The 25569-nt window shown below is 49.9% G+C and carries 22 protein-coding genes; all 22 read right to left on the bottom strand.

Annotated elements, in window-relative coordinates; all coding sequences use genetic code 11:
- Window positions 1–19: 19 nt before the first annotated feature.
- The 22 genes from sctT to AC4PCC_RS00605 all read right to left on the bottom strand — a co-directional run bounded on the left by sctT (window position 20) and on the right by AC4PCC_RS00605 (window position 25561).
- Window positions 20–793: a type III secretion system export apparatus subunit SctT gene (gene sctT, locus AC4PCC_RS00710; protein WP_492126083.1), complete on the bottom strand. Its 774-nt coding sequence runs from the start codon at window positions 791–793 to the stop codon at window positions 20–22.
- Between the two features lie 2 nt (window positions 794–795).
- Window positions 796–1053, bottom strand: coding sequence for an EscS/YscS/HrcS family type III secretion system export apparatus protein (locus tag AC4PCC_RS00705; RefSeq protein ID WP_492126082.1), 258 nt, complete (start codon window positions 1051–1053; stop codon window positions 796–798).
- Between the two features lie 16 nt (window positions 1054–1069).
- Entirely contained in the window at window positions 1070–1735 is a 666-nt protein-coding gene (locus AC4PCC_RS00700; RefSeq protein ID WP_492126081.1) for an EscR/YscR/HrcR family type III secretion system export apparatus protein, read from the bottom strand.
- The gene (locus tag AC4PCC_RS00695) at window positions 1722–2666 is read right to left on the bottom strand and encodes a FliM/FliN family flagellar motor switch protein (RefSeq protein ID WP_492126080.1); all 945 of its coding nucleotides are present in this window, start codon (window positions 2664–2666) and stop codon (window positions 1722–1724) included. Before AC4PCC_RS00695 ends, AC4PCC_RS00700 begins: the two co-directional genes overlap by 14 nt.
- Window positions 2663–3760 carry a SpaN/EivJ family type III secretion system needle length determinant gene (locus AC4PCC_RS00690; protein ID WP_492126079.1) on the bottom strand — a complete coding sequence of 366 codons (1098 nt, stop codon included), beginning with the start codon at window positions 3758–3760 and terminating at the stop codon, window positions 2663–2665. Before AC4PCC_RS00690 ends, AC4PCC_RS00695 begins: the two co-directional genes overlap by 4 nt.
- Entirely contained in the window at window positions 3748–4194 is a 447-nt protein-coding gene (locus tag AC4PCC_RS00685) for a hypothetical protein (protein WP_492126078.1), read from the bottom strand. The genes AC4PCC_RS00690 and AC4PCC_RS00685 overlap by 13 nt, the downstream gene beginning before the upstream one ends.
- Window positions 4184–5476 carry a type III secretion system ATPase SctN gene (gene sctN, locus AC4PCC_RS00680; protein ID WP_492126077.1) on the bottom strand — a complete coding sequence of 431 codons (1293 nt, stop codon included), beginning with the start codon at window positions 5474–5476 and terminating at the stop codon, window positions 4184–4186. The genes AC4PCC_RS00685 and sctN overlap by 11 nt, the downstream gene beginning before the upstream one ends.
- Window positions 5476–5877: an InvB/SpaK family type III secretion system chaperone gene (locus AC4PCC_RS00675; protein ID WP_492126076.1), complete on the bottom strand. Its 402-nt coding sequence runs from the start codon at window positions 5875–5877 to the stop codon at window positions 5476–5478. Before AC4PCC_RS00675 ends, sctN begins: the two co-directional genes overlap by 1 nt.
- 13 nt (window positions 5878–5890) lie before the next feature.
- Window positions 5891–7939, bottom strand: coding sequence for an EscV/YscV/HrcV family type III secretion system export apparatus protein (locus AC4PCC_RS00670; RefSeq protein ID WP_492126075.1), 2049 nt, complete (start codon window positions 7937–7939; stop codon window positions 5891–5893).
- Window positions 7940–7960: 21 nt separating this feature from the next.
- Complete coding sequence (sctW, locus tag AC4PCC_RS00665) at window positions 7961–9100, bottom strand: type III secretion system gatekeeper subunit SctW (protein WP_492126074.1); 1140 nt, start codon at window positions 9098–9100, stop codon at window positions 7961–7963.
- Window positions 9091–10761, bottom strand: a complete 1671-nt coding sequence (sctC, locus tag AC4PCC_RS00660; protein WP_492126073.1) for a type III secretion system outer membrane ring subunit SctC — start codon at window positions 10759–10761, stop codon at window positions 9091–9093. The genes sctW and sctC overlap by 10 nt, the downstream gene beginning before the upstream one ends.
- Window positions 10758–11519, bottom strand: a complete 762-nt coding sequence (locus AC4PCC_RS00655; protein ID WP_492126072.1) for a helix-turn-helix domain-containing protein — start codon at window positions 11517–11519, stop codon at window positions 10758–10760. The genes sctC and AC4PCC_RS00655 overlap by 4 nt, the downstream gene beginning before the upstream one ends.
- A 282-nt stretch (window positions 11520–11801) precedes the next feature.
- A complete protein-coding gene (locus AC4PCC_RS00650) occupies window positions 11802–12365 on the bottom strand; it encodes a winged helix-turn-helix domain-containing protein (RefSeq protein ID WP_492126071.1) in 564 nt (187 codons plus the stop codon).
- Window positions 12366–12457: 92 nt separating this feature from the next.
- Window positions 12458–13306 (bottom strand): winged helix-turn-helix domain-containing protein, encoded by an 849-nt coding sequence (locus AC4PCC_RS00645; protein ID WP_492126070.1) that lies wholly within the window; start codon window positions 13304–13306, stop codon window positions 12458–12460.
- A gap of 1125 nt (window positions 13307–14431) precedes the next feature.
- Complete coding sequence (locus AC4PCC_RS00640) at window positions 14432–16261, bottom strand: ABC transporter ATP-binding protein (protein WP_492126069.1); 1830 nt, start codon at window positions 16259–16261, stop codon at window positions 14432–14434.
- Between the two features lie 154 nt (window positions 16262–16415).
- Complete coding sequence (locus AC4PCC_RS00635) at window positions 16416–17240, bottom strand: alpha/beta hydrolase (protein ID WP_492126068.1); 825 nt, start codon at window positions 17238–17240, stop codon at window positions 16416–16418.
- 47 nt (window positions 17241–17287) lie between these two features.
- Entirely contained in the window at window positions 17288–20083 is a 2796-nt protein-coding gene (gene kdpD, locus AC4PCC_RS00630; protein WP_492126067.1) for a two-component system sensor histidine kinase KdpD, read from the bottom strand.
- A 43-nt stretch (window positions 20084–20126) separates the two neighbouring features.
- Window positions 20127–20702 carry a potassium-transporting ATPase subunit KdpC gene (gene kdpC, locus AC4PCC_RS00625; protein ID WP_492126066.1) on the bottom strand — a complete coding sequence of 192 codons (576 nt, stop codon included), beginning with the start codon at window positions 20700–20702 and terminating at the stop codon, window positions 20127–20129.
- Between the two features lie 12 nt (window positions 20703–20714).
- On the bottom strand, window positions 20715–22760 hold the full coding sequence (kdpB, locus tag AC4PCC_RS00620; RefSeq protein ID WP_492126065.1) for a potassium-transporting ATPase subunit KdpB: 2046 nt from the start codon (window positions 22758–22760) through the stop codon (window positions 20715–20717).
- A gap of 17 nt (window positions 22761–22777) precedes the next feature.
- Window positions 22778–24463 (bottom strand): potassium-transporting ATPase subunit KdpA, encoded by a 1686-nt coding sequence (kdpA, locus tag AC4PCC_RS00615; protein WP_492126064.1) that lies wholly within the window; start codon window positions 24461–24463, stop codon window positions 22778–22780.
- The gene (gene kdpF / locus AC4PCC_RS00610; protein WP_082804047.1) at window positions 24463–24546 is read right to left on the bottom strand and encodes a K(+)-transporting ATPase subunit F; all 84 of its coding nucleotides are present in this window, start codon (window positions 24544–24546) and stop codon (window positions 24463–24465) included. The genes kdpA and kdpF overlap by 1 nt, the downstream gene beginning before the upstream one ends.
- Before the next feature lie 619 nt (window positions 24547–25165).
- Window positions 25166–25561, bottom strand: a complete 396-nt coding sequence (locus AC4PCC_RS00605) for a polyketide cyclase (protein ID WP_067700263.1) — start codon at window positions 25559–25561, stop codon at window positions 25166–25168.
- Window positions 25562–25569 lie beyond the last annotated feature (8 nt).

Genomic DNA, 25569 nt, shown 5'->3' with positions numbered 1-25569 from the left:
ATAAGACTATTTCAGCTTATTAGAAAATTCTACCCGACCAGCCATACAGCGTATCAGGGAGCAATTCCAGCAATATAATTCTCCCCGGCAATACTGGTGTGAAATAGATTAGTAACAAAAAGAAAGCAATGATACTTTTTACCGTCAGTGCCAATGCAAACGCATTCAACTGGGGAGCAAATCGTGCCAGCAGCCCCAGACATAACTCTGAAAGCAAAAAAGCAACAATAAGTGGGCTGGCCAGAATAAAGGCGCTACTTATCAACAAGCTGAGGAATTCTAATACGACCTTAGGGTCAGGCACATTTAATTGGTAGGGTTCCCACAGTTGATAACTCTTCTCAAATACTTCCAGCATGGTAAGTAGGCCACCATTTTGTAATACCACCACGGCAGCAAACAAATTAAAGAAGTTGGCCAGCTCAGAAGTATCGACACCAGATAAAGGATCGATACTACTACTCAATGTCGCTCCTCGTTGATTATCAATAAAACTACCTGCTGCATGTAACACCCAACAGGGCAGGCAGAGGAAAAAGGCAATAATAAGACCCACGGCCAGCTCTTTTCCAATGATGATAAAGAACCAAATATTATCATAACCTGCAACAGGCTCCCCGGCATGTGGCCACAATCCAACGCCGACGAGCATCGCTACGGGCATCCGGATTGCGCCCGTTAATGTATTAGTATTTAAGAAAGGCAATAGAATAAAAGCGGGCATCAGTCTGGCAGAGACCATTGCCATTTCGTATAGCCAGGTATGTACATTAAAGAATAATGCAGTAGACATCTTTAACGAGCCAATGCCATGCGGATTACCTCACGTGAAAAACTTACCAGTACATCGCCATACCAGCCCGCGACCAGAAATAAACATAAGGTCACGCTCAATAGTTTCAGACCAAAGGGTAGCGTTTGCTCCTGCAATTGTGTGACCGTCTGAAAAAGACCAACTAAAAGCCCCACAATCGTCGCAACCCCGATGGGTAAAGCGGAAAGCATCAATATCAGATAGAGCGCTTTATTGCCTGCAAAAGTGATTTCGTTCATAGTTTAGTCCGACTCATCAGGAGGCCAGCTCTATATACTGCAGTATTAAACCTTTCGATAATAAGGTCCAACCATCCAGCACTACGAAAAGCACAAGCTTAATAGGCACCGAAATAGTTACCGGGCTCATCATCATCATCCCCAGAGCCAGCAATATACTGGAAATCAGCAGATCAATAACGACAAAAGGTAGATAGAGGTAAAATCCTATTTTGAAAGCGCTCTTTATTTCGCTTAAAGCATATGCCGGTAGCAAAGAAAGGATAGAGGCGCGCTGCTCTTCCTCAGCAGTACCATTTTCCTGGATATCGCGTTGAAGTTGCACGCGTTCGAAGAAATTAACCAGCTCAGGATCGGCATATTTTTCCAAATAATTACGATAGCTGTCCAATCCATGTTCAATAAAATAGGCCATAGACTGCGGGTTATTCACATCCTTTCCTGAATGCTGATATTCTTCATAACCATTTTTGACCACGGGCATCATGACGAAAAACGCAAGAACCAGGGCAATGCCGTTCAACGTCATATTCGATGGGATCTGCTGCAATCCCAGCGCATTACGAACCATAACAAATACAATAGAGAACTTAATATAACATGTACCACATGCGATGATAAAAGGGAGCAGCGTAGAGAATGCCAGCAGCGCTATAAGAGAGATATCATTACTTTGAGCCATCACTGGCCTCTTGATAAAGCTCTTTAATTTCAACTCCCATGCGATCTTCGATCCATACCAGTTCACCGCGGGCAATCGCGGTGCCGTTCGCAGTGATTGTTACATTCTTTTCCGCATCAATTTGGCACGGCAGCACTTCACCCTGATATAACGATTCAAGCTGGCTTATGGAAAGTCTTTTTTGTTGCAGAACAAAACCCAGCCGAATCGATATTTTGTCGCAGGGAATGAGTCTTTCTGATTCGCTTTTACCGCATTCATCACCCGACTCCTCTTCCTCATATGCACCAGAAAGCATTTCCTCATCATCCTCTTCAAACATAAAACCTTCCTCACCGCAGACAAAGCTGCCTATTACAGCCTGGTTATTAATAATTAAATTTTTTTTAATGTTAATGAGTAGCAAATCACCCTTTTGCAACTGTCTTAGCAGGGCAACTGAGATAGCGCTATGCCCTACCTCAAACTGGATATCAACAGGTACGTGGACTAATGATATTCTTTCCTGTCCGTTTAAAATGGGTGTAGCCCTGGGCATTTTGCTGATCCACACGCGGCCTTGCGGGGTCAGTAATGAATACATTGAATTGGCTATCTGCGTACTTTCAATGTTCCCTTTGCTTTCCATCCGTTGATATTCAAGTTCGGCAGGCAATCCCTCAAGAGGGCGTTCACTGTTGACAAACAGGGTTTCAAGTTGGTTTGCAGACCAGCAGCGACTTGCCATTTTTGCACTCTGTGGCAATACGCTTGCAAACCAGCTTTGTAGATCTATGATCCCCTCCCACCCCGTATCGCTAGTAAACTGGAACAAACGTTCTCCCGGCGGCATATTCTGCTGAACTTCAAATCCCTCTTTTACCCAGGCTAAAATCTGCTGACGCCCTAACAGCTCTGTAGTTGAGTAGTGCCGAAAGTGATGTCTGATCACGCTTGTTCCTCATCCGGTTGAGGTTGCTTATGCGCACGTTGTGATTGCTCATGTTCATCATCAAAAACCCATTCAGGCTGTACATGATGCTGTCCACTCTGGTCAGACAGCCGTTGATGTACGAGCGTGTCAGAAGGATGCAATACAAGAGGAATACCCTGGTTGCTATTAATCTGGACGTTAACCTTATGGCCTTCCCCCCAATTCGAGAAGGTATAGGTCAGTTTACTGTTTCCCGATCCCTCATTTACCCCAGAAGGATTATCAGCAACCCGTGAGGTTTCAATCAGGTTGCCCCATGAAGCGACATCCTTTGCAACATTCATCTGCTTAAGAACTTTTTCCTGTACTGGATCATTGACTCGCTGAGACTGGGCCGAGGTATTACCAGATAGCTGGTGTAACAGATTCTCCCTCTCAGGATGTCCTTTCCCGTCACGGGTTTCCGGCATTACTCTGTTTTCGGCTGCTTCAGTTTTTTTTGCGACAGACTCATCTGTTTTTGATGACGACGCTAAATTAACCTGCGAAGGATGTCCTTTCCCGTCACGGGTTTCCGGCATTACTCTGTTTTCGGCTGCTTCAGCTTTTTTTGCGCCAGGCTCATCTCTCTTTAATGACGACGCTAAGTAAACCGGAGAAGGATTCAGAGATTTTCCGTTCGCTATCTTCATAGCCTCTGATCGGTCTGTAACAGACTGGGGCGGTATTTTCTGCTCCGGGTTAATCATTATCCGGGCATGCAAAGGGCCCGTAGTCGTTTTCTTCTTTTGAGTCTCCATCACTGCAATGTCGTTGCTTTTTAGATTATTATCAGCCTTTTCTTGTAAGTGCAGAATCCTGGACAGCACCTGGTCATGTGCCTGCTTAGCCCTGATTTCAGCCAATGCCCCGCCCTGCTGAGATAAAGAGGCCTCCCTAAATTCACGCTGCGGTAGTTGGTCTACGTGCTGGAGCACAGGCAAGACAGTTTTTTTGCCGGCGCTGCCTTTTAGCTTTTTCTTGACGATGTCATCCAGACTCTTTGAGACCATCTCTCCCGCATTTTCCTGAAAACTGCTATCCGTAGTTTTGACACTATTCACCGTAGCCATGAGATCCTCTCTTCTGTTTCAGACTCTTCAATTCGCGCATCTTTGAGACGTTTTTTGTGACGCTCGGTTGTGTGCAGATAACTGTATTTATCCTTCTTCCTAATCAGGAATTTTCTTTTCTCAGAAAGTTTGACTTTTTCCTGCTGGCAGGCTTCAAATTCAAGAAAAATTTGAGCCTTCTGCATTTTCATATTCGCCAGTTTTCTCTTAATCCCCCCCTGACGACGCTGAACAGATAGCAACTGCTCCCTGGTCAACACCCCCGTCGGGTAAAGGCTACGGCTCAGGTCAACCAGTGCTATCATTTCTTTACTAATAGCATCAATGCGCGTAGTTATGGTACGATGCTCACTCTCATTTCTGGCAAGAAGAAGGTCGTTCATTTCTATTTTTAATTCTGAACGAGCCATTAAATTCTTAATATCATGACGCAAGGCGTGCTAACTCCTGCATAATATCGCTAAAATCCGCATGCTCATCCCCTTTTTGCTTTAACCACGCGAATACTGCATCACGCTTAGCCATTGCGCGATCGTTTTCCTTATTTTCTCCCGGATGATATTCACCTAAATCTACAAATATTTGGAGCTCGGCAAGCTTTGCTAAAATACGGCGCACCTCACCCGCCAGATGTAAATGCTCCGGCTCGCAGACCTGACTAACAACGCGGCTAATGCTGCCCAGAACATCTATTGCTGGATAATGATTTTGGGCAGCTAATTTTCGGCTTAAATAGATATGCCCATCAAGTATGGAGCGAATCTCATCGGCTATCGGATCGGGTTCATCATCACTTTCGAGCAAAATTGTGAACCATGCCGTAATACTTCCAGAGAGCGTGCAACCTGGTCGCTCCAGTAACCTGGGTAAGGAGTCGAATACCGAAGCAGGATAGCCACGCCGTGCCGGAGATTCTCCCGCCGCCAGCGCCACATCTCGCAATGCTCTGGCATACCGGGTTATAGAGTCAAAAAATAACACTACGCTCAAACCAGCATCACGGAAATACTCTGCAACTGTGGTAGCCACGAGCGCTGCGTTGCAACGGTCGAGCGATGAATAATCAGACGTTGCATAGACCAGAATGCATTTCTGCTGATGACCCGAATGACGCAAGGTTTCGGTAAATTCAGTAACTTCTCGCCCACGCTCGCCGATCAAAGCGATAACAAAGACATCCGCATCCGCGTGCTCAATCAGCATGTGCATGAGGGTCGTTTTGCCACAGCCCGCCGACGCAAAGATTCCAAGCCTCTGGCCGATACCGCAGGTAATCAGTCCATCAATAGCACGTATACCAGTGTAAAAGGGCTGGCGAATACCGACGCGATCCTGGTACGAAGGAGGTGGAGAATCTATTGGCCTGATTTCGGTAACGAATCCCCCTGCATTATTCGCAAAACGCTCCACGATCTGGCCCGAAGGATCCAGTACACAACCCAGTAAGTCCGGGCTAAGTATTACGGAGAGTCCTGATCCTGTTGGGCTGATGATTGCCTCGCGGGACAGGCCTTTTGAGGTACCAATCAGGCTCAAAATGGTACGTTCGCCATTAAATCCTAATACCTGGGCACGAGCCACAACCGCTGACTGACTCCAGCTTTCACGGATTTCACAAAGCTCCCCTACTTTCACATGAGGTAACACGGCTTCAATAAGGGGACCTGAAAGCCGTAATGGGTGAGCCTGATGCCGTAATAACGCCCGCGTTGCCATTACCGAATGATCCCCAGAAATGCTTCCTGCTGGTTGAAAAATTCATCTAACGCTTCCGAAAAACGTGAGCTATTTTCCAGAAATGCTGGATGCACCATCCCTCTAAGTTCGATATACCCCTCATTTAAAGAAATCTGGAGCTGACCGGTGATTGAGAATTGACATCCCTCTATCATTTTTTCAAGGAGAGTACTCGCTTTATATTGCATAATGCTGTCGCTAACTTCACAAAGCCGTGACCAAATATAGACATAATTATCAACTACGCTAACAAACATGCTTGGATGATTCTCAAAATCGAGGGAAATTGTTGAATGGCTATCAAAATCACCTAGTAAGGATTCATCGCATCCATTTTCAAGTAAAGCCCCGCGAATCAATGAAACAATATCCGTATACATTTTTCACTCCCTATTAAATGGTTTTAATAACACTAATTGATACTGTATCGGTTACCTCACCAAATGACATAACCTCAAGATCTTTAAATCGCGCCTCTAAGAATCTTTTTAGAAAACGCCTGATATCAACGGAAGACAGAACGACCAGATCGCGACATGAAATTGTTACACTGTCCATAGCAAGTGAAAACTTATCCATAAGCTCGTCAGCGACTGCTGGATCCAGATTGAGAAATGTTCCTGCAGAGGTATTCCTGATTCCGTGCCTTATTTTCTCTTCAAACTCACTCGACAGCATGATTACCCGTAATGTACCGCCCACAGAGAACTTATGGCAAATGTATCGAGACATCGCTCCTCGAATATGTTCAACCAGCGAAATAACATCCTTCTCTCGCGGAGCCCATAGCGCGATAGCTTCCATAATAAGTTTCATATTGCGTACGGAAATACGTTCACTTAGCAAGCGTTGTAATACCTCAGAAATCCTCTGTATGGTGGCATGCCGCATCACTTCTTTCATTAAATCAGGGTATTTATCTTCAAGTTTGTCCAACATATTTTTGGTTTCCTGAACACCAAAATACTCGCTAATATACCTGATCATGATAGCGGAGAACGCGTAGTAAACTTCATCATTACTATTTCGTAGTTGGTACCCTAGCGCAGAAAGCGATTTTTTCTGCCCTTTGTCAACCCACACCATATTATCGATGGTGACAATGGGGATTCCCATGTGATTCAGTTCTTCAGAACTGTTTACGACCCGATAATGAGCAAACTTTACGCGAAACTGATCGGCCTTTATCTCATTGATAAGGATTATTACCGTGCCTGGTTCAGTGTTGACCGAGGGTTTTAGTGTGATTTCAGGAAGATTTATACCGTAATCAATGAAGAACTGGCTGCGATAGCGATCGGTAAGTTTTTCTTTCTCGAAAACAGCTACATCACTCTCATTGACAAGAATAATTACCGGTACAGTTTCAGATCGAATACTGTCCAGATCGGTTATAAACCCAAGAGAACTTTCACTGTCTCCTGAGGCTGAATCAGGATCAAAGCTACTTTCAGCCTGCACGTCCAATTCTCTCTGGGATTTCTTTTTTTCCCAGTATTGGTAGTAAAAAATGCTGGTAAGTGATACAGCTAAAATGAGAAATACGGCAAAAGGAAAGCCAGGTAAGCTGCCGATGCCAAGCGCAATAATTGCCCCAATAACCAGCACAGAGGGCTTTTTGAAAAGCTGATTTATTATGGTTCGCCCCATATTGTCGCCATCGCCGTTTACGCGCGTAACAATAAATCCCGCACCAATAGCAATCAATAACGCAGGTATCTGTGCGACCAAACCATCGCCAATAGTCAGCAAAGTATAAGTAGAAAGTGCGCTTGACATATCCATGCCATGCTGCGACACCCCTACGCTAATCCCCCCGATAAAGTTAATAAAAATAACAATAATACCCGCAATGGCATCTCCTTTGATGAACTTCATTGCTCCATCAAAAGAACCGTATAATTGACTCTCACGTTCAACCACGCTCCGGCGTTCTGATGCGCCCGCAGCATCAATTGATCCAGCGCGCAAATCAGCATCAATGCTCATTTGCTTTCCGGGCATACCATCCAGGGAGAAGCGTGCCGCTACTTCAGCAACACGCTCCGCACCTTTGGTGATAACCATAAACTGTACAATGGTGACAATCGAAAAGATGACAAATCCCACAACCAGATTGTCACCAATCACAAATTCACCAAAGGTTGCAATGATTTCACCTGCGTCTGCATCATTTAAAATCAAACGACTGGTGCTTACCGACAGCGCTAAACGGAATAATGTCGTTATAAGCAGCACCGAGGGAAAGGTTGAGAAATTCAAAATCCTGTCGATGTAAAATGATGCCAGAAACACCATGATTGAAAGAACCATATTCAAACCGATTAAAAAATCGACCAGATAGGTAGGCAGGGGGATAACCAGCATTGAGATAATAACGACGACCAGCACCAGTATAAATAATTCTGGATGATTCCTTATTTTACTCAAAAAATTATTCATTTATCACATCCATTTTCAAATTTATTCTGCTTCCTGGCGACGTTCAATATTCTCTTCAAGCAATGCCTTATCAGCTATATTTTCAAAGGTATTCAGCAGAACCTCTCGATCTTCCGGCTCGCTGAAAGCTTCATGCGGAATTCTCTTACAGGCCATGTGAATAATTTGCAAAAGTTTTGCACGATCCTTTTTCCTGGCAAACCGAAGATAATCACCTAATACGTCCATCAGAAGTGAATTGAGATGACTGGGGTTCTCCAACACACCAAACATAAAGTATACCCAGTCACCCTCTTCCTTGTTGAAATCGCGCATTAAAATGTTATTAACAATGCTCTTAATAAAGATGATATCGCATGAGCGTATTAGCTTTATCTGACCAATACGGCCCAAAAGATACCCAAATTCAATGTGACTACAGCTTGGATCGGCAGAATCAATATCTGCCAGAACAGCATCTTCCATAAAATTAACGACTATTCCTCGTTTTTCTACTCCATAGATGCTAATCCACTCCTTATAAAGTTCAATCTCGCCCACGTTACTTTCCAGAAAGTCCCGATAGCTTTCACGCATCAGGGCGGGACTCATCATCAATTTCTTCCCAAACAAACGCGCCTTCAACGCAACGTTGATGCCCGCTTTCAAGCGTTTGGGATTTGCCTCTTTTTCTACCTTCGAGAGAAGATTTTTGAGTCGCTTACGGACAATTTCATCAAGATTTTTTCGCCGCAGCATCTCGCGTAGAACGAGTACAAGATCGCTATCATCAGGAAAAAAAGCTCGCGCCTGACGAAGTAAATCCTCAATACTGCTTCCTTCAGTACCTTTGAGGATCTTCACCAGCTTATCGAATTTCGGTGCAACGTCCTCATCCAGAACCTGATCGAAGACAGTATCACCCGAAGCACCCGATTTTTTGTCATAGTCACGCCGGTTGCGAAACTGCGCCATTGCCGCTGACATTTCATCTGTTGCCTGCACAAATTTTTGCAACATCGCTGCCGGCGACTCATCCTCAGCGATCTCTACCTCTCCTTCAGAAAGAGCATCACGGCGTTCGGCCAGCTCTGAGTTCACTTCCTTTTGCGTAGAAAGTTTATCTCTGCGCTCCATATAAAGTTGCACACCCGAGCCGTCTTTACCTATCCCTAGCGCCATTTTTGACTGTCCAGGTAATTCATCATCCAGTTTTGAAGCTTGTCACTGGCAAAATCGTTCTTCATCTCGCCGACCAGAGTGCTTGCGTCCGGACTGAGAGGAGCTTCTATCTCACGTGGCTGAATCAGGAAAACGCGCACCATATTCGACGTCCTGTCTCGCGAGTAGCGGAATAGGTTTCCGACCCAGGGGAGATCGCCCAGTAAAGGAATTTTTCCCTTAACCCTGGTATCTTCATCACGAGTATATCCCCCGATCAGCAAACTTTTACCTCTGGGTACCCTGGCAACAGTACTGATATTCGTACGACCTACCTCCGGTAAATCACCCGCTTTAACCTGCGCGTTATCGAACTGATTGCCATCTTCGACGTTCAACATCATCTCAACCTCGCCGTTTGCAGTGAAACGAGGAAGTACGCTGACCAGGGTGCCGTAAGTCACGCTTTCAAGCTGAGCGGTACGCTCACCCACCAGTTTAGAATAGAAGGTACGACTATTATCAAATATGGCAGGAATATTTTCCTGGGTAAGTAGCATGGGGCGAGACACAATATTCGCCAGATTTTTCTCACTTAAAGCCAGTGCGGTTACCATAAAACTTGCTCCATCTATGGTGCTGGAGCCGCCATTCAATGCAATACCGAGATTCGAACCCACATTGAGATTTCCGGTCCACTGAACACCTAAGTTCTCGAAAGCTTCTTTTTGTAGGTCAACAATCCATACGGAGAGTTCTATATGTCGTTTCTTTTTGTCTAATGTACTTACCAGATTACGAATATACTCAACCTGCTCTGCGCTTCCCCTCACCAGGAGACTGTTCGTTCCCGGGTCGGAAATGATGCTCATGCCATTACCCGTTAGCGGGGTTCGGACCTGCCCATCAAGCATCTGAATATCTCTGGCGACCGCCCCGTCTCCTGACTCAGGAAAACCCTCCAGCCCCATGTCGTCATTTTCTACCAGCTTCGTTTTTGTGCTCTGAATACGTCCACCCGAACTCATACCATTCGACATGACACGATTAACCACAGTGGATATTCCAGGAATGGTGATTTTATCATTCCTGTAACTATATTCCCGATCTTCAACGAAAGTATTATAAAGAGGTATTACAGCGATATTTTCTCGCCCATCGTAACCATCACTTTTTTGATCAAGATACTTTGCTGCATTCGAGATTAAGTCGATGTAGATCGGTGGTCCTGAAACGTAAAATGTTGAGTTACGCAGGTCAGAACGAAGCGGATAACGTGTATCATATAAGCCTGACGTTTTGAGAAAATCACTCACTACACTGAACGATGTGTTACGCAATACAATGACGGCATTACGAATTTCTGATGCATCGTATACATAAATAGCCTGACCATCGTTATACCAGATCAAACCAAGCTGATCGGATATGGCCGTGAGGACTCCCTGAGGTTTGGCTATGTCGAATTCGCCACTAATTTTCTTGCGAACGGCAAGTTTACTTAATATAACAGGCTTACGCATAATTGAAGAGATGGCATCAAATATACCTTTAACGCCTTCTTCCCGCGCGATATAACCCTGTTGATTTTTCTCAGTGGCATAACTATTTTGTGGTGCACAAATTGCCAGTAAGACAGCAAATACAATACTCAATCTTATATGCCATTGTGATATGGTCATGAATTATCTCGCATGTGTAAATTTTTTAAATTTCGCGGAGACACTCCGAATTCTTCCTTTACTTCATTAGAGAAATGAGACAGGGAGGCGTAACCGTGCTTCAACGCGATAGTCGTCAGATTGTTATTATCACTTTCAATGAAATCCAGTATTGCTCTTACCAGCCTCCAGTCGCGCATTTCTACCTTGGTCGTATTTCCTAAAGCCTGCCGAGCAAGCCGCCGGAAGTGAGACACCGATAATCCATAACGCAGGCTAAGGGTACTTATGCGTTGAGTTGAGCTCTCACATGACTCATCCAGCAGAAATTCAACCAGATCGTACCATTCATTATTTCTCAATGCATCGCTGAATGACTTGATGGAATCAGCGTTTGTCAGTGATTGGTTCAGGAAAAAATACTCAATTTCCCTTGTCGTTGGCTGCATACTCAGATTCGCTGACAAATAACCACAGATTGCGCTATGTTGTTCTTTTCTCTTATTTTGAGCTTTATCAATGAAAACCTGCAGTTTGCACAGGTGAGGGAGATCGAGCGTTGTATAAAACAGATCACCCATTTCAATGGTAAGCATGCAGGGAGTCAATACCAGCATTCCGCTCTCATGCTTTTTAATACGGATTCTTTCTTCTTTGTCTCTTGTAGTAATCCTTATGTCACACCCAGCATGACCGGCTTTGATAAGCAGCAAAGAGTGACATGGGAATTCGGATCGCTCCCCAAAAGTTAAACCATCGCTCTCGATGTTACTTTTCATCACTGTCTCTTTAATAGGACCAATATCATACTTATAGTATAAGTAGTTAAGAGCGTACAATCCTGATGAAATAATGATGGGATGCTAACTTAACAAATATTACTGTGTATCCAATTTTTATAATAGCGCTAATCTAATAACTAAAAATAGCTTTAACCCAACGCCTAACAGGCGATAAAATGCCTATAGAACAGTTTTTTACTGTAACGAATCCTACTCCCGAGAGGAGAGGTTTACATCGGTCTATGTCGCCCAGATTAGCATAGACTCCAAAACACTGAGTTAGGTTGACATTCCAATTGCAATCAGCTTCCTTATAATTTCTTTTTTTAGCATTTTCACCCTGGAAGAATATAATTGATCCTTATCAAGATCTTGAATCAGGTTGATCGCTATTGTTATCTTATCACTCCTTTTTAGCTGACATGAATGGTGAAGTGTAACTGCAGATTCATCGTCATGAGAGAGATTTTTAGGCAGTGGCGAAGAAGAAACGAATGGCGCTTTCCCTTCTTTCAAAACGTTAACCAACTTCGCAGTTTCAGGTAAATGTGTCACTTTAGCGTTGTTCGCCACGCTGACAGGATATATAAAAGCAAACCCTTTACCGTAAAGCGTCTTTATATACTTTCCTTTTGGGGTGTCGCCGAGAATTTTTCTTACCGCATAGACACAACGTGTAAGTGACTCTCCGTTCACTTCATCATGCTTCCAAATAGTTCTAATAAGCTCTTCTTTATTAACTATCTGACCCGCGCACTCTACCAAAAGGCTCAAAAGATGCATCTCCTTAGGTGGAACAGAGATGACTTGCTGAGATTTATATAAAACTTCGTTATATCTCAAGTAGAAATCCCCGAAGCAATACCCTTTGATACAACTCCCCTGCATTCACAGCCCCTTATTCTCTTTTAAAGAGAATATTTTCCCATGATACGTCACGGAGTTCTTGTATAAAACGCGGAAATATCCTTTATGCTGGGTAGTTGGTGGAAATGCTCTAACTTCGGTTTGATGGTTATCCTGGATGAAATGTCAGAATTAATTGATGAAATCATTGTCATAATCACTGAAAGAAGCGCCTGATAGCAAATATTCATATCGTCAGATAAATAAACCGCTTCGCGCCGCACGACGGAATGGTCTTGTGCTTTTACAAGCTCCATCCTGATAATCCCATGATCTTTATAACTAATTTCAGCGCCCGTGATATAGTAATCTGCCTTCGATTTTTCAAGAGCCAGGAGGAAATTATTGTAGCTTTTAAGGGATTCTATAAAAAATGAAGAGACAAGCTGGATTGACAAATTATTTTCTTTTTTTAAATAATGCATCCATTCAATCAACTGATCATGCAGGCAAGCCGCTATGTTTTCCCGCTTCATTTTAAAAGGAAACAATGCAATGCTACATTTTTTGACTAAATCCTTTTGAGGTGTGTCTGAGTGAGTTCTATTTTCCAGCTCCTGTACCTCTTTTACATTCACCTGAGCAAGAAACCGATAACCTTTTCCATAAACTGTTTCAATGTAACGCCTGCCGTCCGTTTGACCAAGGGCACGGCGCAGCACATAGATACAGCGTGTCAAAGATTCATCTGATACCGTTCCTCCTTTCCAGACATCCTGGATTAAGTCTTCTTTAGAAACTACTGTATTACCCTGCTCCAATAAATAATGGAGTACCGAAGCCTCCTTTGGGGCCAGCGCTATTTCTCCCTTATCTTTACTCAGCAAGCGTCCATTTATGAAACGAAACTGATCAAATTCATAATAATTTGCACTCATGAAGATAATTCCTTTTAATGGTTTGTCTGAACGCCGATGCACGTTATCCAGCCTGACCAGACGTTCGAAATGTTCCTGTTACCCTGACCGTCCCGGTTGTAATTAATGGTCCTTTTTTTCTTACCTGACGTACATAAATTGCTGTTTTCAATACTTTTATATAAATATAGTGATACCTTATATAACAATAAAAAACGGTTACTGATTAAATCATATTTGCATTATAATGAAATGGTGGCGACCATTTTATCCTTTCTACTTATAAAATGATTCTTTTCAGCATTAAACCAGCTCCATTATTAATCAGGATCTCTTATGTGTTTAAGTAAAAGGGTGTTTATTTTGCCAGATTTTTCCTAACCTGGATAGATTAAGGCATAAAGAGTAAAAATAGTCAGATATGCGCAAATAATCGTAAATGTTCCCAAATTTTATCGTTTTTATTAAGAAAAAGAAACACTCATTAATATTGAATAGATTTCTTAGTGTCCTTTTCAAAATCACCCCTACGAATCCCTAAAAAATTATAAGGAAATTGTCAACCTGATCAAGGCTGTTCGTTAAATTCAGCTTTATTAATAGTGACTGGTAACTGAGGGGTCTGTAATCTTAATTGCGTATCTGCCTGTTTTTCATACCATTACTCCTATAATGGAGATAAAGAATTATGTATGGAACAAAAGAAACTAAAATCCCTTGCGGCTGAACGGGTTTAAGACCTTAACACTGAAGCCAGCCTTAATCATTTTTCCACTATGGTGACTCATCTTACTGCCAAAGATGTACGATTCCGACGTGTCGCGCACTCTCGTATCTAAAATCAGCGGATATCCTGATTACCTGCGTGGACGATCTGAAAGCGCAGTATCAGGCAGCAAGGGAAGATGCCGATCCAGAACCAGATAGCCGCCATAATCGGCGTAAAGAGAGTTTATATTTAGCTACATGCTAAAAATGTTAACAAAGAGATTGGTATCTATCCCTGCTGAATGGAGGATCAAGAGAAGCCAGTGAACCGACTTCTCTTCACAACCAGGAAACGATGGAATTAACTGTCAGCAAAACACTTTACCCTTAATTCCAATCGTTCTACCAGGCCGTAATCAATACGTCATCTCTATCTGGCTACTCGCCAACAAATCCCCCGGTCTGATGTTGCCACAGCCGCGCATACAGCCCGCCCTTCGCCAGCAGTTCGCTATGGCTTCCTATCTCCGCAATGCGGCCCTTCTCCAGCACCACCAGTCGGTCCATTTTCGCGATAGTGGACAGACGGTGGGCGATAGCAATTACCGTTTTACCGCCCATCAGCGTTTCCAGGCTCTCCTGGATCGCCGCTTCCACCTCGGAGTCCAGCGCGGAGGTCGCCTCATCCATAATCAGGACAGGGGCATCTTTCAGCAGAACCCGGGCAATAGCGATGCGCTGCCGCTGGCCGCCAGAGAGTTTTACGCCGCGCTCGCCAACGTGCGCATCCAGCCCATAACGTCCTTCGGAGTCGGAAAGCAGAGGGATAAATTCGTCCGCTTTGGCACGGTGGATGGCCTGAAGCACCTCCTCCTCGGTGGCATGTGGCCGACCATACAGCAGATTGTCGCGGATCGAGCGATGCAGCAGCGAGGTATCCTGAGTAATCATGCCTATCTGTGCGCGCAGGCTCTCCTGGCTGACCTGAGAGATATCCTGTCCATCAATGGAAATCCTGCCGCCATCCAGGTCATACAGCCGCAGCAGCAGGTTTACCAGCGTCGATTTACCCGCTCCGGACGGGCCAATCAAACCAATTTTCTCGCCCGGACGGATAGTCAACTGGAGATTATCAATTACCCGGCGGTCGTGACCGTAGTTGAAATCTACATTCTCATAGCGAATTTCACCGCTGTGGACCTTCAGCGTCGGCGCCTGGGGTCTGTCGGTGACGCTGACCGGCTGGGCAATTGTTTTCAGCCCATCCTGTACCATACCAATATTTTCAAAAATGCCGTTCACCACCCACATGATCCAACCCGACATATTCACAATGCGTATAACCAGCCCGGTCGCCAGCGCAATGGCCCCCACGCTTATCAGCGACTGCGTCCACAGCCAGAGCGCCAGGCCGGTAGTACCGACGATCAGCAGGCCGTTCAGCGTGGTGATCGCCACATCCATATTGGTCACCATACGGCCCTGCTGGCGGGTTTTCTCGGTCTGATCGCCAATCGCTTCACGCGCATACTGACGTTCCAGATCGCTGTGGGCGAACAGCTTAAGGGTGGTGATGTTGGTGTAGCCATCCACAATGGTGCCCATCAGCTTTGAGCGGGCATCAGAAGAGGCCACCGTGCGGGATTTTACCCTGGGCACAAAATAGATAAGACTGATGATGTAGCCCACAATCCAGACCAGCAGCGGGATCATCAGCCGCCAGTCCGCTTCGGCAAACAGCACCAGCGCGGTGATGGCGTATATCAGTACGTGCCACAAAGCGTCCACCGCCTGTACCGCAGAGTCGCGCAGGGCGTTGCCGGTCTGCATGATGCGCTGTGCAATGCGTCCGGCAAAATCATTCTGAAAGAAGTTCATGCTCTGGCGCAGCACATAGTTATGATTCTGCCAGCGGATCATACTGGTCATGCCGGGGTTAATGGTCTGGTGCACCAGCAGGTCGTGCAGGCCGATAAAGAGTGGCCGCAATACCAGCGCAACCACGGCCATCCAGATAAGCGTCGACGCATGATCGCTGAAAAAGGTCGCGGCTGGGGTGGCGTTGACCATATCAATAATGGTGCTGAGATAGCGAAAAAGGGCGACCTCAATCAGCGAGGCAACCAGCCCCACGACCAGCAGCAGGGCAAAACTCTGCCATACCTGGCGCAGGTAGTAGACATAAAAGGCCCAGACGCTATTGGGCGGCGTAGAAGCAGGGGCATCCCGGAAGATATCAATCAGTCGTTCAAAGCGGCTGTACAGCATAGTTAAGGCTCACATCTACGGCTAAAGGAATTAATTTTAGTCCATTGATGCGTCAGAAGCTGGACATTTGGGCTGTGTATAAGCCGGAATGCCCAACTTCTGCTGTCAGGCTGTTGCTCGTTATTTATGCCCGGGCGCGGATATTAACAGGACATTATGCCAGGTTTATAAACGCTTTCATCTGTTCTCCATTCGGATTGGCCAGATCCTCAAGTATGGAAAAATGCGTCAACGCCGGTAAAAGAATATGCTCAAATTCTTCACCTGATTTCTCACATACCGCAGCATATTCATACGAGTGTCGCTTAAGTTCGCTCAGCTCACTGGCACCCACAGCAATTAATGTCGGAGCGCCCTTAGTGACATGGTATAACGGACTGTAACTGTTAATTTCTTCCGCAGTGAGGTTCAAATTACTCTGGAGCCAGCATAAGCTGACAGGCTCTAAATCAACCAGCGCACTGATCATATGGGCTTTTGAAATGGCCGGGTGCGAACGGTATTGCGCGGTTAAATGGCCGCCAGCTGAATGTCCACTGAGATACAGCGCGTTTCCGGCAATGCCTAATTGATCCCGATCGGCGGCCAGGTGTTCGATTAACTGACCTATTTCAGCTACGATTTCAGTCATTTTTGCCTGTGGCGCAAGCGTATATTCAGCAAGAACTACATTCATACCCTGTGCCAAAGGGCCGTCGGCGATAAAGGCAAAATCCTCTTTGCTACCGTTACTCCAGTATCCTCCGTGAATAAAAATATAGGTGGGCGCTAGCGGAATACCGCATGAGAGAAAGTCGTAACATGTGCGGGGGCGAGCCCCATATCTTAGATTACGGATCCATTTCTTACTGGAATATACATGGCGACTACGCTGCTTAAAGCGCTCTAAAATAGCGGTAAAGTTCCCAGCGGCGAGTACGTTATTATAGGCGGCATCAAGATGCTCGCGGTCAAACTCTCGGTATAATTTTCCATTCATATTCTGGCTCCTGCCTTTTTAATTAATGGTTAACATAAATGAGGGAGTCAGAGTGAGCCTGTCTGCTCCGGCTCATACTCCTCAATCATCGGCGGCGTCTGCATCGTCAGGGTAATAATGAAGCGGGCACCGCCCTCAGGACGGTTCTCCGCACGGATCTGCCCGCCGTGTATATCAACTATGCCATGGCAAATGGCCAACCCCAGACCGACGCCCGGCACCGCAGACTCTTTATCCCCGCGAGAGAACTTCTCAAATATCTGCGCTTCCTGCCCTCCGGGGATCCCTGGCCCGCCGTCCCAGACCTCAAGGGTAAGCTGCTGCATCCGGTTCTCAGCCTCGTTCATCGCTGACCTGCGCTGCATCCGGTTCCCAGCATCGCGCCCTGTGGGGCCATCCGGCAGCTGGCCTTCGCCAGCCATCATCTGTGGCTCGACGCGCGCGCGAATGCCGATGTCAGCTACTGGCCCGGCATACTTGAGCGCATTCTCCAGCAGGTTGGTCAGCACCCTCTCCATCAGCGGGCCGTCCACCTGAATCAGCACGAGCTCAGGCGGCAGATCCAGTGCGATATGTCGTCCGGCCAGCGACGATGCCATCATTCTCAGCGTACTGCCGACCAGCTCATCCAGCGCCATCCATTCGGTACACAGGCTGAACCCACCGGACTGCAGGCGTGCCATATCCAGCAGATTATTCACCAGCCGGATGGTATTCAGCGTCTGCTCCCGCATCGCGCTGGCCTGCGGCGCATGTTCAGAACCCGCCGTCGCTAAATCCAGCGTCAGTATCTCCGCCTGGCCAAACAGTACCGTCAGCGGCGTGCGCAGGTCATGAGACAGCGCCGACAGCAGCGCGTTACGCAGCTGCTCCCGCTCGGCGGCGAGACGCGCGGCGGCTTCCCGCTGGCTGAGGGCCATGCGCTCCAGCGCATTAGCGATCAGTACGATAAAGGTCTCAATCAGCCGCTGCTGCTCGGGGATCATCAGCTGGCGCAGGTTCACGGGCTCCAGCACCAGCAGCCCCAGCGTTCCGGGGCCACTTTTTAGCGGCAGGATCTGCCAGGGTACGCCCGGCAGCGTATCGGTTCCTGCACCGGCGGGCTGGCCCCGATCAAAGCTCCAGCGCGCGATTGCCCTGTCCGGGACGGTACTGAGTTCAGGCACGCCCGCTGCGATAAGTTCGCCCTGCTCATCCGGTAGTAGCAGCTCGCTGCGCGCCTGAAGCGTAATGTGCGCGCTGCGCTGTAGCGCCGCGGCAATGTCCTGCGGCGTCAGTGCGCGACTGAGTGATTTCGCCATTTCATAGAGATGCCTAACACGCCGTTCGCGGTAGCGGGCGACCCGCGCCTGATAGCGCACCCCCGCCGTCAGATTACCCACAATCACGCCGACCGCCAGCATCACGCCAAAGGTCACCAGGTACTGCACATCTGACACCGCGATGGTGCCGGTTGGCATAACAAAAACTACGTCAAAAGCGACAATATTCAGAACAGTCGCGACCACCGACGGCCAGCGACCATAGCGTAAGGCCACCACCACCACCGCCAGCAGATAGACCATTACCAGATTAACCGAGTCGACGCCCGGCAGCAGCCAGCGGCCCGCCAGCGTGACCAGCGCGCACAGCGCCGCTGCCGCCGTGCAGCCTTTCATCTGCATACGCCATTTATCCTGGGTGAGGCGCTGACCCTCTGCCAGGCCGGGCGGCAGCGGGGTCGACTCATCCAGCGCCACAATGACCAGATCGAGATCCGGCCCGAGCTGACCCAGGCGATCGGCGAAGCTGTCGCGCGTCCAGCGACGTGCCGGCCGGCGACCAATAATGATTTTCCCCAGATTATTTTCGCGCGCGTAGCGCAGCACCGCCACCGCCTCGCTGGGATCGGAAAGGGTCGCCGTTTCGGCCCCCAGATCCTGCGCCAGCCTGAGCGTACGCAGAATATTGCGCCGTCGCGCTTCATTCAGCCTGTAGAGCCGGGGCGTCTCAACGTAGACGGCATGCCATACGCAGTCGAGCCTGGCGGCCAGCCGTGCCGCCGTCCGCACCAGCTTTTCGCTGCCGGTATTATCGCCAATACAGAGCAGCAGGGCATCGCGGGTATGCCAGACTTTTTCCCGTCCCTGACCGTCGCGCCACGCGCGCACCTGATCGTCAACGCGATCGGCAGTGCGCCTCAGCGCCAGTTCACGCAGGGCGTATAAATTTCCCTTGCGAAAGAAGTTCTCAATGGCGCGTTCGGCGCCCTCGCCGATGTAAACCTTGCCCTCTTTCAGGCGCTGACGAAGATCGTCAGCGGGCAGATCGACCAGTACCACCTCATCGGCGGCATCAAAAAAGGGGTCGGGAACGGTTTCACGCACGCGGATGCCGGTCACGCCGCCGACCACATCATTCAGGCTTTCCAGATGCTGAACGTTGACCGTGGTCATCACGTCAATCCCCGCCTCCAGCAGCTCATCAATATCCTGCCAGCGCTTAGGATGACGCGAGCCGGGCGCATTGGTATGCGCCAGCTCATCCATCAGGATCACCGCCGGATGGCAGGCCAGCGCGGCGTCCAGATCAAACTCCGGATGACGGTTCTGCCCGGTGGCGCGGCGCGGCAGGAGGGTTAGCCCCTCCAGCAACGCCGCCGTTTCGACCCGACCGTGCGTTTCGACCACGCCCACCAGCACCGCCAGCCCCTGCGCCCGCAGGCGCTGCGCCTCCTGCAGCATGGCCCAGGTTTTGCCCACACCCGCACAGGCCCCGAACCAGATTTTCAGCCTGCCGCGCCCGGTGTCGCGGGTTTGCAGCAGCAGTGCGTCCGGATCCGGGCGCTGAAGTTCATCGTTCATCCTGTTCCTTATGACTGGCAGACCCTTTATCGTTCCCGCTTAATCACTGCGCCGTCAGATCGTCCAGCGCCAGGTTCAGCGTCACCACGTTCACCCCCGGCTCGCCGATAAAGCGGGGAAAGGGCGTTTGGATATTGTCGTTAATCAGCCGCTTTACCTCTTCCAGCGGCAGGTTACGGGCCGCCGCGACCCGGGACGCCTGCCACAGCGCCGCCTGCGGCGAGATTTGCGGGTCCAGCCCGCTGCCGGAAGCCGTCACCAGGTCCACCGGCACCCTGACGCTGGCCTGCGGGTTCGCGCGACGAAGCATCGCCACCCGCTGGGTTACCGCCGCATCCAGCGCCGGATTGCTGACCGCCATGTTGCTGCCCGACGAGGCCAGCGGATTATAGGGAGAATCACCGGTCGCGGAGGGGCGGCTCCAGAAATAGTCCGGTCGGCTAAAATTCTGCCCGATCAGCGTCGAGCCAACCGGTTTATCCTCTCTGTAGAGCAACGAGCCCGTAGCCTGAGAGGGAAACCACCATTGTGCCAGCAGGGTCGTCATCAGAGGATAGAGTAAACCCGTTATTAAGGTGAGTAGCAGCAGCAAAATCACTGCGGGTCGTAACTGACTCATGATGATAATTCCTTAAAACAGACCGGTCAGGGTCAGCAAGATATCAATAAGCTTGATGCCCACGAAGGGCACCAGCAGGCCGCCCACGCCGTAGATCCACAGGTTGCGTCGCAGCAGCGCGGCGGCACTCAGCGGGCGATAGCTCACCCCTTTCAGCGCCAGCGGGATGAGAAAGACAATCACCATGGCGTTAAAGATCACCGCCGAGAGGATCGCCGAGTCCGGCGAGTGCAGCCGCATCACGTTCAGGCCGTTTAGCTGTGGATAGGTCACGGCAAACGCCGCCGGGATAATGGCGAAATACTTCGCCACGTCGTTGGCGATGCTGAAGGTGGTCAGGGAGCCACGGGTCATCAGCATCTGTTTACCGATATGCACCACTTCCAGCAGCTTGGTGGGGTTGGAGTCCAGGTCGACCATATTTCCCGCCTCCTTTGCCGCCTGGGTGCCCGAGTTCATGGCGACCGCCACGTCGGCCTGAGCCAGCGCAGGCGCATCATTGGTGCCGTCACCGGTCATCGCCACCAGCCGTCCTTCAGCCTGATACTGGCGGATCAGCGCCAGCTTGGCCTCCGGCGTCGCTTCGGACAAAAAGTCATCCACGCCCGCCTCGGCGGCTATCGCGGCGGCGGTCAGCGGGTTATCGCCGGTGATCATAATGGTCTTGATGCCCATTTTACGCAGCTCGGCAAAGCGTTCCTTTATGCCGCCCTTAACGATGTCCTTCAGCGCCACCACGCCCATCACCTGCGCCCCGTCGCACACCACCAGCGGTGTGCCGCCGCCGCGCGCCACCTCTTCAACCTGACGGTTGACCTCCAGCGGGAACTGCCCGCCGCCGCTGTCGATATGACGGCGCACGGCATCTACCGCCCCTTTACGCACCATTCGATCCTGGACGTTCACGCCGCTCATGCGGGTTTGTGCCGAGAAAGGGATAAAAGTGGCCCCCATGCTGGTCAGATCGCGCTCACGCAGGTTAAATTTCTGCTTCGCCAGCACCACAATGCTGCGCCCTTCCGGCGTTTCGTCAGCCAGCGAGGCCAGCTGCGCCGCGTCTGCCAGCTGTTCTTCACTGACCCCCGGCGCGGGAATAAACTGCGTGGCCTGGCGGTTCCCGAGGGTAATGGTGCCGGTTTTATCCAGCATCAGCACATCCACGTCACCGGCGGCCTCCACCGCACGACCGCTGGTGGCGATCACGTTCGCCCCCAGCATGCGGCTCATCCCGGCCACCCCAATCGCCGACAGCAGCCCGCCGATGGTGGTGGGGATCAGGCAGACCAGCAACGCCACCAGCACGGTTACGCTGACGGCATGACCGCCCCAGGCGGAAAAAGGCCAGAGCGTGGCGGTCGCCAGCAGGAAGACGATGGTCAGCGCCACCAGCAAAATAGTGAGGGCAATCTCATTCGGCGTTTTACGGCGGGTCGCCCCTTCTACCATGGCGATCATCCGGTCAAGAAAGGTCTCGCCGGGATTAACGCTGCACTGAATAATCAGCCAGTCAGAGAGGATGCGGGTGCCGCCGGTCACCGAAGAAAAGTCGCCGCCGGATTCCCGGATCACCGGCGCGGATTCACCGGTAATGGCGCTTTCGTCCACCGACGCGCCGCCTTCCAGGACTTCACCATCGCATGGAATGATGTCCCCGGCCTCCACCAGTACCACGTCGCCTTTACGCAACGTCTCTGCCGAAACCTGACGATGAGGCGCACCGTAGCGCGTCCCGGCCAATTTTTTGGCGTAGCTGGTTTTCTGCACGCCCTTCAGGCTGTTAGCCTGCGCCTTACTGCGTCCCTCCGCCAGCGCTTCAGCAAAGTTAGCGAACAGCACGGTAAACCAGAGCCACAGCGAGATAGCGGCGGTAAAGCCCGCGCTGCCGGGCGTTTTACCGGCCAGCATCGCCAGGGCCAGCAGGGTAGTCAGTACGCTACCCAGCCAGACAACAAACATCACCGGATTTCGCAGCTGTACGCGGGGGGTGAGTTTTTTCACCGCATCACCTGCGGCGGTCCGCATCAGCGCAGCATCAAACAGCGCCTGTTGATTACGCATTCTCTTTCTCTCCGGCATTAATGACTGTACGTTTGCAAATGTTCTGCCACCGGCCCGAGGGCCAGCGCAGGGATAAACGTGAGCGCGCCAACCAGCAGTACGGTGCCAATCAGCAGCGCGATAAACAGCACGCCGTGGGTCGGCAGGGTGCCGTTGCCCGCAGGCTGGATCTTTTTCACCGCCAGCGAACCGGCAATCGCCATCACGGGAATGATGATGCCGAAGCGGCCAGCCAGCATGCAGAACGCCAGCAGCAGGTTCCAGAAGGGCGTATTGGCACTCAGTCCACCAAAGGCGCTACCGTTGTTGTTCGCCGCCGAAGAAACGGCATACAGCACCTCGCTAAAGCCGTGAATGCCCGGGTTGAAGATGCCGCTGCGTCCGGCATCGGTCATCATCGCCAGCGCGGTGCCCAGCAGGACCAGCGCGGGCGTAACCAGAATGGCCAGCGCGGTCATTTTCATCTCCCAGACGTCGATTTTTTTGCCCAGATATTCCGGCGTACGACCAATCATCAACCCGGCGATAAACACCGCCAGCAGCACAAACAGCAGGATGCCGTACAGCCCCGCGCCCGCGCCGCCAAATACCACCTCACCAATTTGCATCAGCCACATCGGCACCATGCCGCCCAGCGCGGTGAGGGAGTCATGCATCGCATTGACCGCCCCGCACGAGGCCGCCGTGGTGATTGCCGCAAACAGGCTGGAGTTAAGGATGCCGAAGCGCGTCTCTTTGCCCTCCATATTGATCGCGCTGTCGGCGCCCAGGCTGAGGAAATGGGGGTTTCCCCGCAGCTCGGCCCACATCACCACTACTACGGCAGCAATAAACATCATCGACATCGCCCACAGCAGCGCGTGGCCCTGACGACCGTCTTTCACCACCTCGCCAAAGGCGAAGCAGAGCGCGGCGGGGATCAAAAAGATCGCCAGCATCTGCACAAAATTGCTCAGGGCGGTGGGGTTTTCAAACGGGTGCGCCGAGTTAGCATTGAAGAAGCCGCCGCCGTTCGTGCCCAGCATTTTGATCGCTTCCTGCGAGGCGACCGGTCCCATGGGCAGCGTTTGCTTCACACCCTCCAGCGTATGCAGGTCAACGTAACCGCTGAAATTTTGCAGCGTACCCTGACTGACGAAGAACAGCGCCATCAGCAGCGAGATCGGCAGCAGAACGTACAGGGTGATGCGCGTTATATCCCGCCAGGCATTGCCGAGGGTGCCCAGTGACCGGTTGGCAAAGCCACGGATCAGCGCAAAGGCCACGGCAATACCGGTGGCAGCGGAGAGAAAGTTTTGCACCGTCAGCCCTGCCATCTGGCTGAAATAGCTCAGGGTGCTCTCGCCCGCATAGGCCTGCCAGTTGGTGTTGGTGACAAAGCTGACGGCGGTGTTTAGCGCCAGATGCCAGCTAAGGTTGGGCTGCTGCTGCGGGTTAAGCGGCAGTGAGGCCTGGTTCATCAACATGACCGTCAGCAGGATCAGACCGCCCAGGTTAAACAGCAGGATGGCCAGCAGATAGCGCTGCCAGCTCATTGGCTCAGCATCGACCCCGCTGACGCGCCATAGTCGCCGCTCGAATCCCGCCAGACCCGGCACGGGCCGGTCATCGATCAGACGAACCAGCCCGGTTCCCAGCGGCCTGGCCAGGACAATCAGGATCACCATGTAGCTGGCGATCAGTAAAAATGCGCTGGCAGCCATCAGAATGCCTCCGCATTAATCAGGGCATAGACCAGATAGCCCATCAGCAGAAAAACCAGCACAATGCCGGCAATTAACGCCATGCTCACAACACACCTCCAGAGCCTTTTCAGATGGCGTTAGTGTGGCGTGACGGATGAAAAGTTAATGTAAAAATGGCGGGGTGCGGCGTAAAAAAAGTATAAAAATTTGGAGGTGAAGTGGCTTCAACGAAAGCCAGGATAGGGGTGCAGTCATTCACACTGAAGCGCGACGCGGCGGTTATTTTTTTGTGAATGCTTTATTTATAAGAAATACGGTTAACCCTGCCAATAGTAAAGGGCAAACCACAAGGGCGACGATCAAAGAATTAGCCGTTGAGCCAAACAGGTTAAATGGATTAGTAAGATTAACAATGACGTGATAGCTGGCCCTCGACAAAAATCTGAATAGCACCTCAGGAAGAATGAATAAGTAGATTAATGCCGAAGTAACAAAAACCAGGATATTTTTCAACCTTGTCATCTGTGCTTATCCTTGCAACAGGGGAACCTGAACGGTACTAAACTAATGCTTTTATTTTTGAAACAGCTATCTGTCAGAATGTCATGGGTTACTAAATAGCGGTTCCACATAGCGCCACAGGTGGGGCTATGGCAATAAGCAGGCCTTAGAACGCACACAACATTATATCGCCAGCAGCGCGGCCGCTGGCTCTGATAATCAGGTGGTCAGCAGGGTATGCAGCGCCTGTAGGTCACGCTTCATCCACTCCAGGTCCTGAGAAAATTTCTCGTCGGACATCAGCGGCTGACGAAATACGGTGATCAGCACTTCCGCACCCGCTTCATTCTCCACCACGCGCATCGGTACGTACACCTCTTTGCCATAACCGCTGTCCACGTAGTGATCCATCACGCCGAAAGGGTTGTGGTCGGTGAAGCGGATTTTTACGTTTTCATCTGTTCCGGTGGCCTTCCAGTAATTGCCTTCCTGTACCAGCGTCGACTGGCTCAGGCCCGAGGCCCACTTTGGAAAATAGTCGGGCTTCCAGATGGTTTCATACAGATCAACCCAGTTACGGGGAATGGTCATACTGATGGTTTGCGATGGCAGCATAGATTCTC

The organism is Erwinia sp. L03-1 (genome assembly GCF_058686115.1).
Note: the sequence above shows the minus strand (reverse complement) of the source record. Positions and strands in the feature narration are given on the sequence as shown.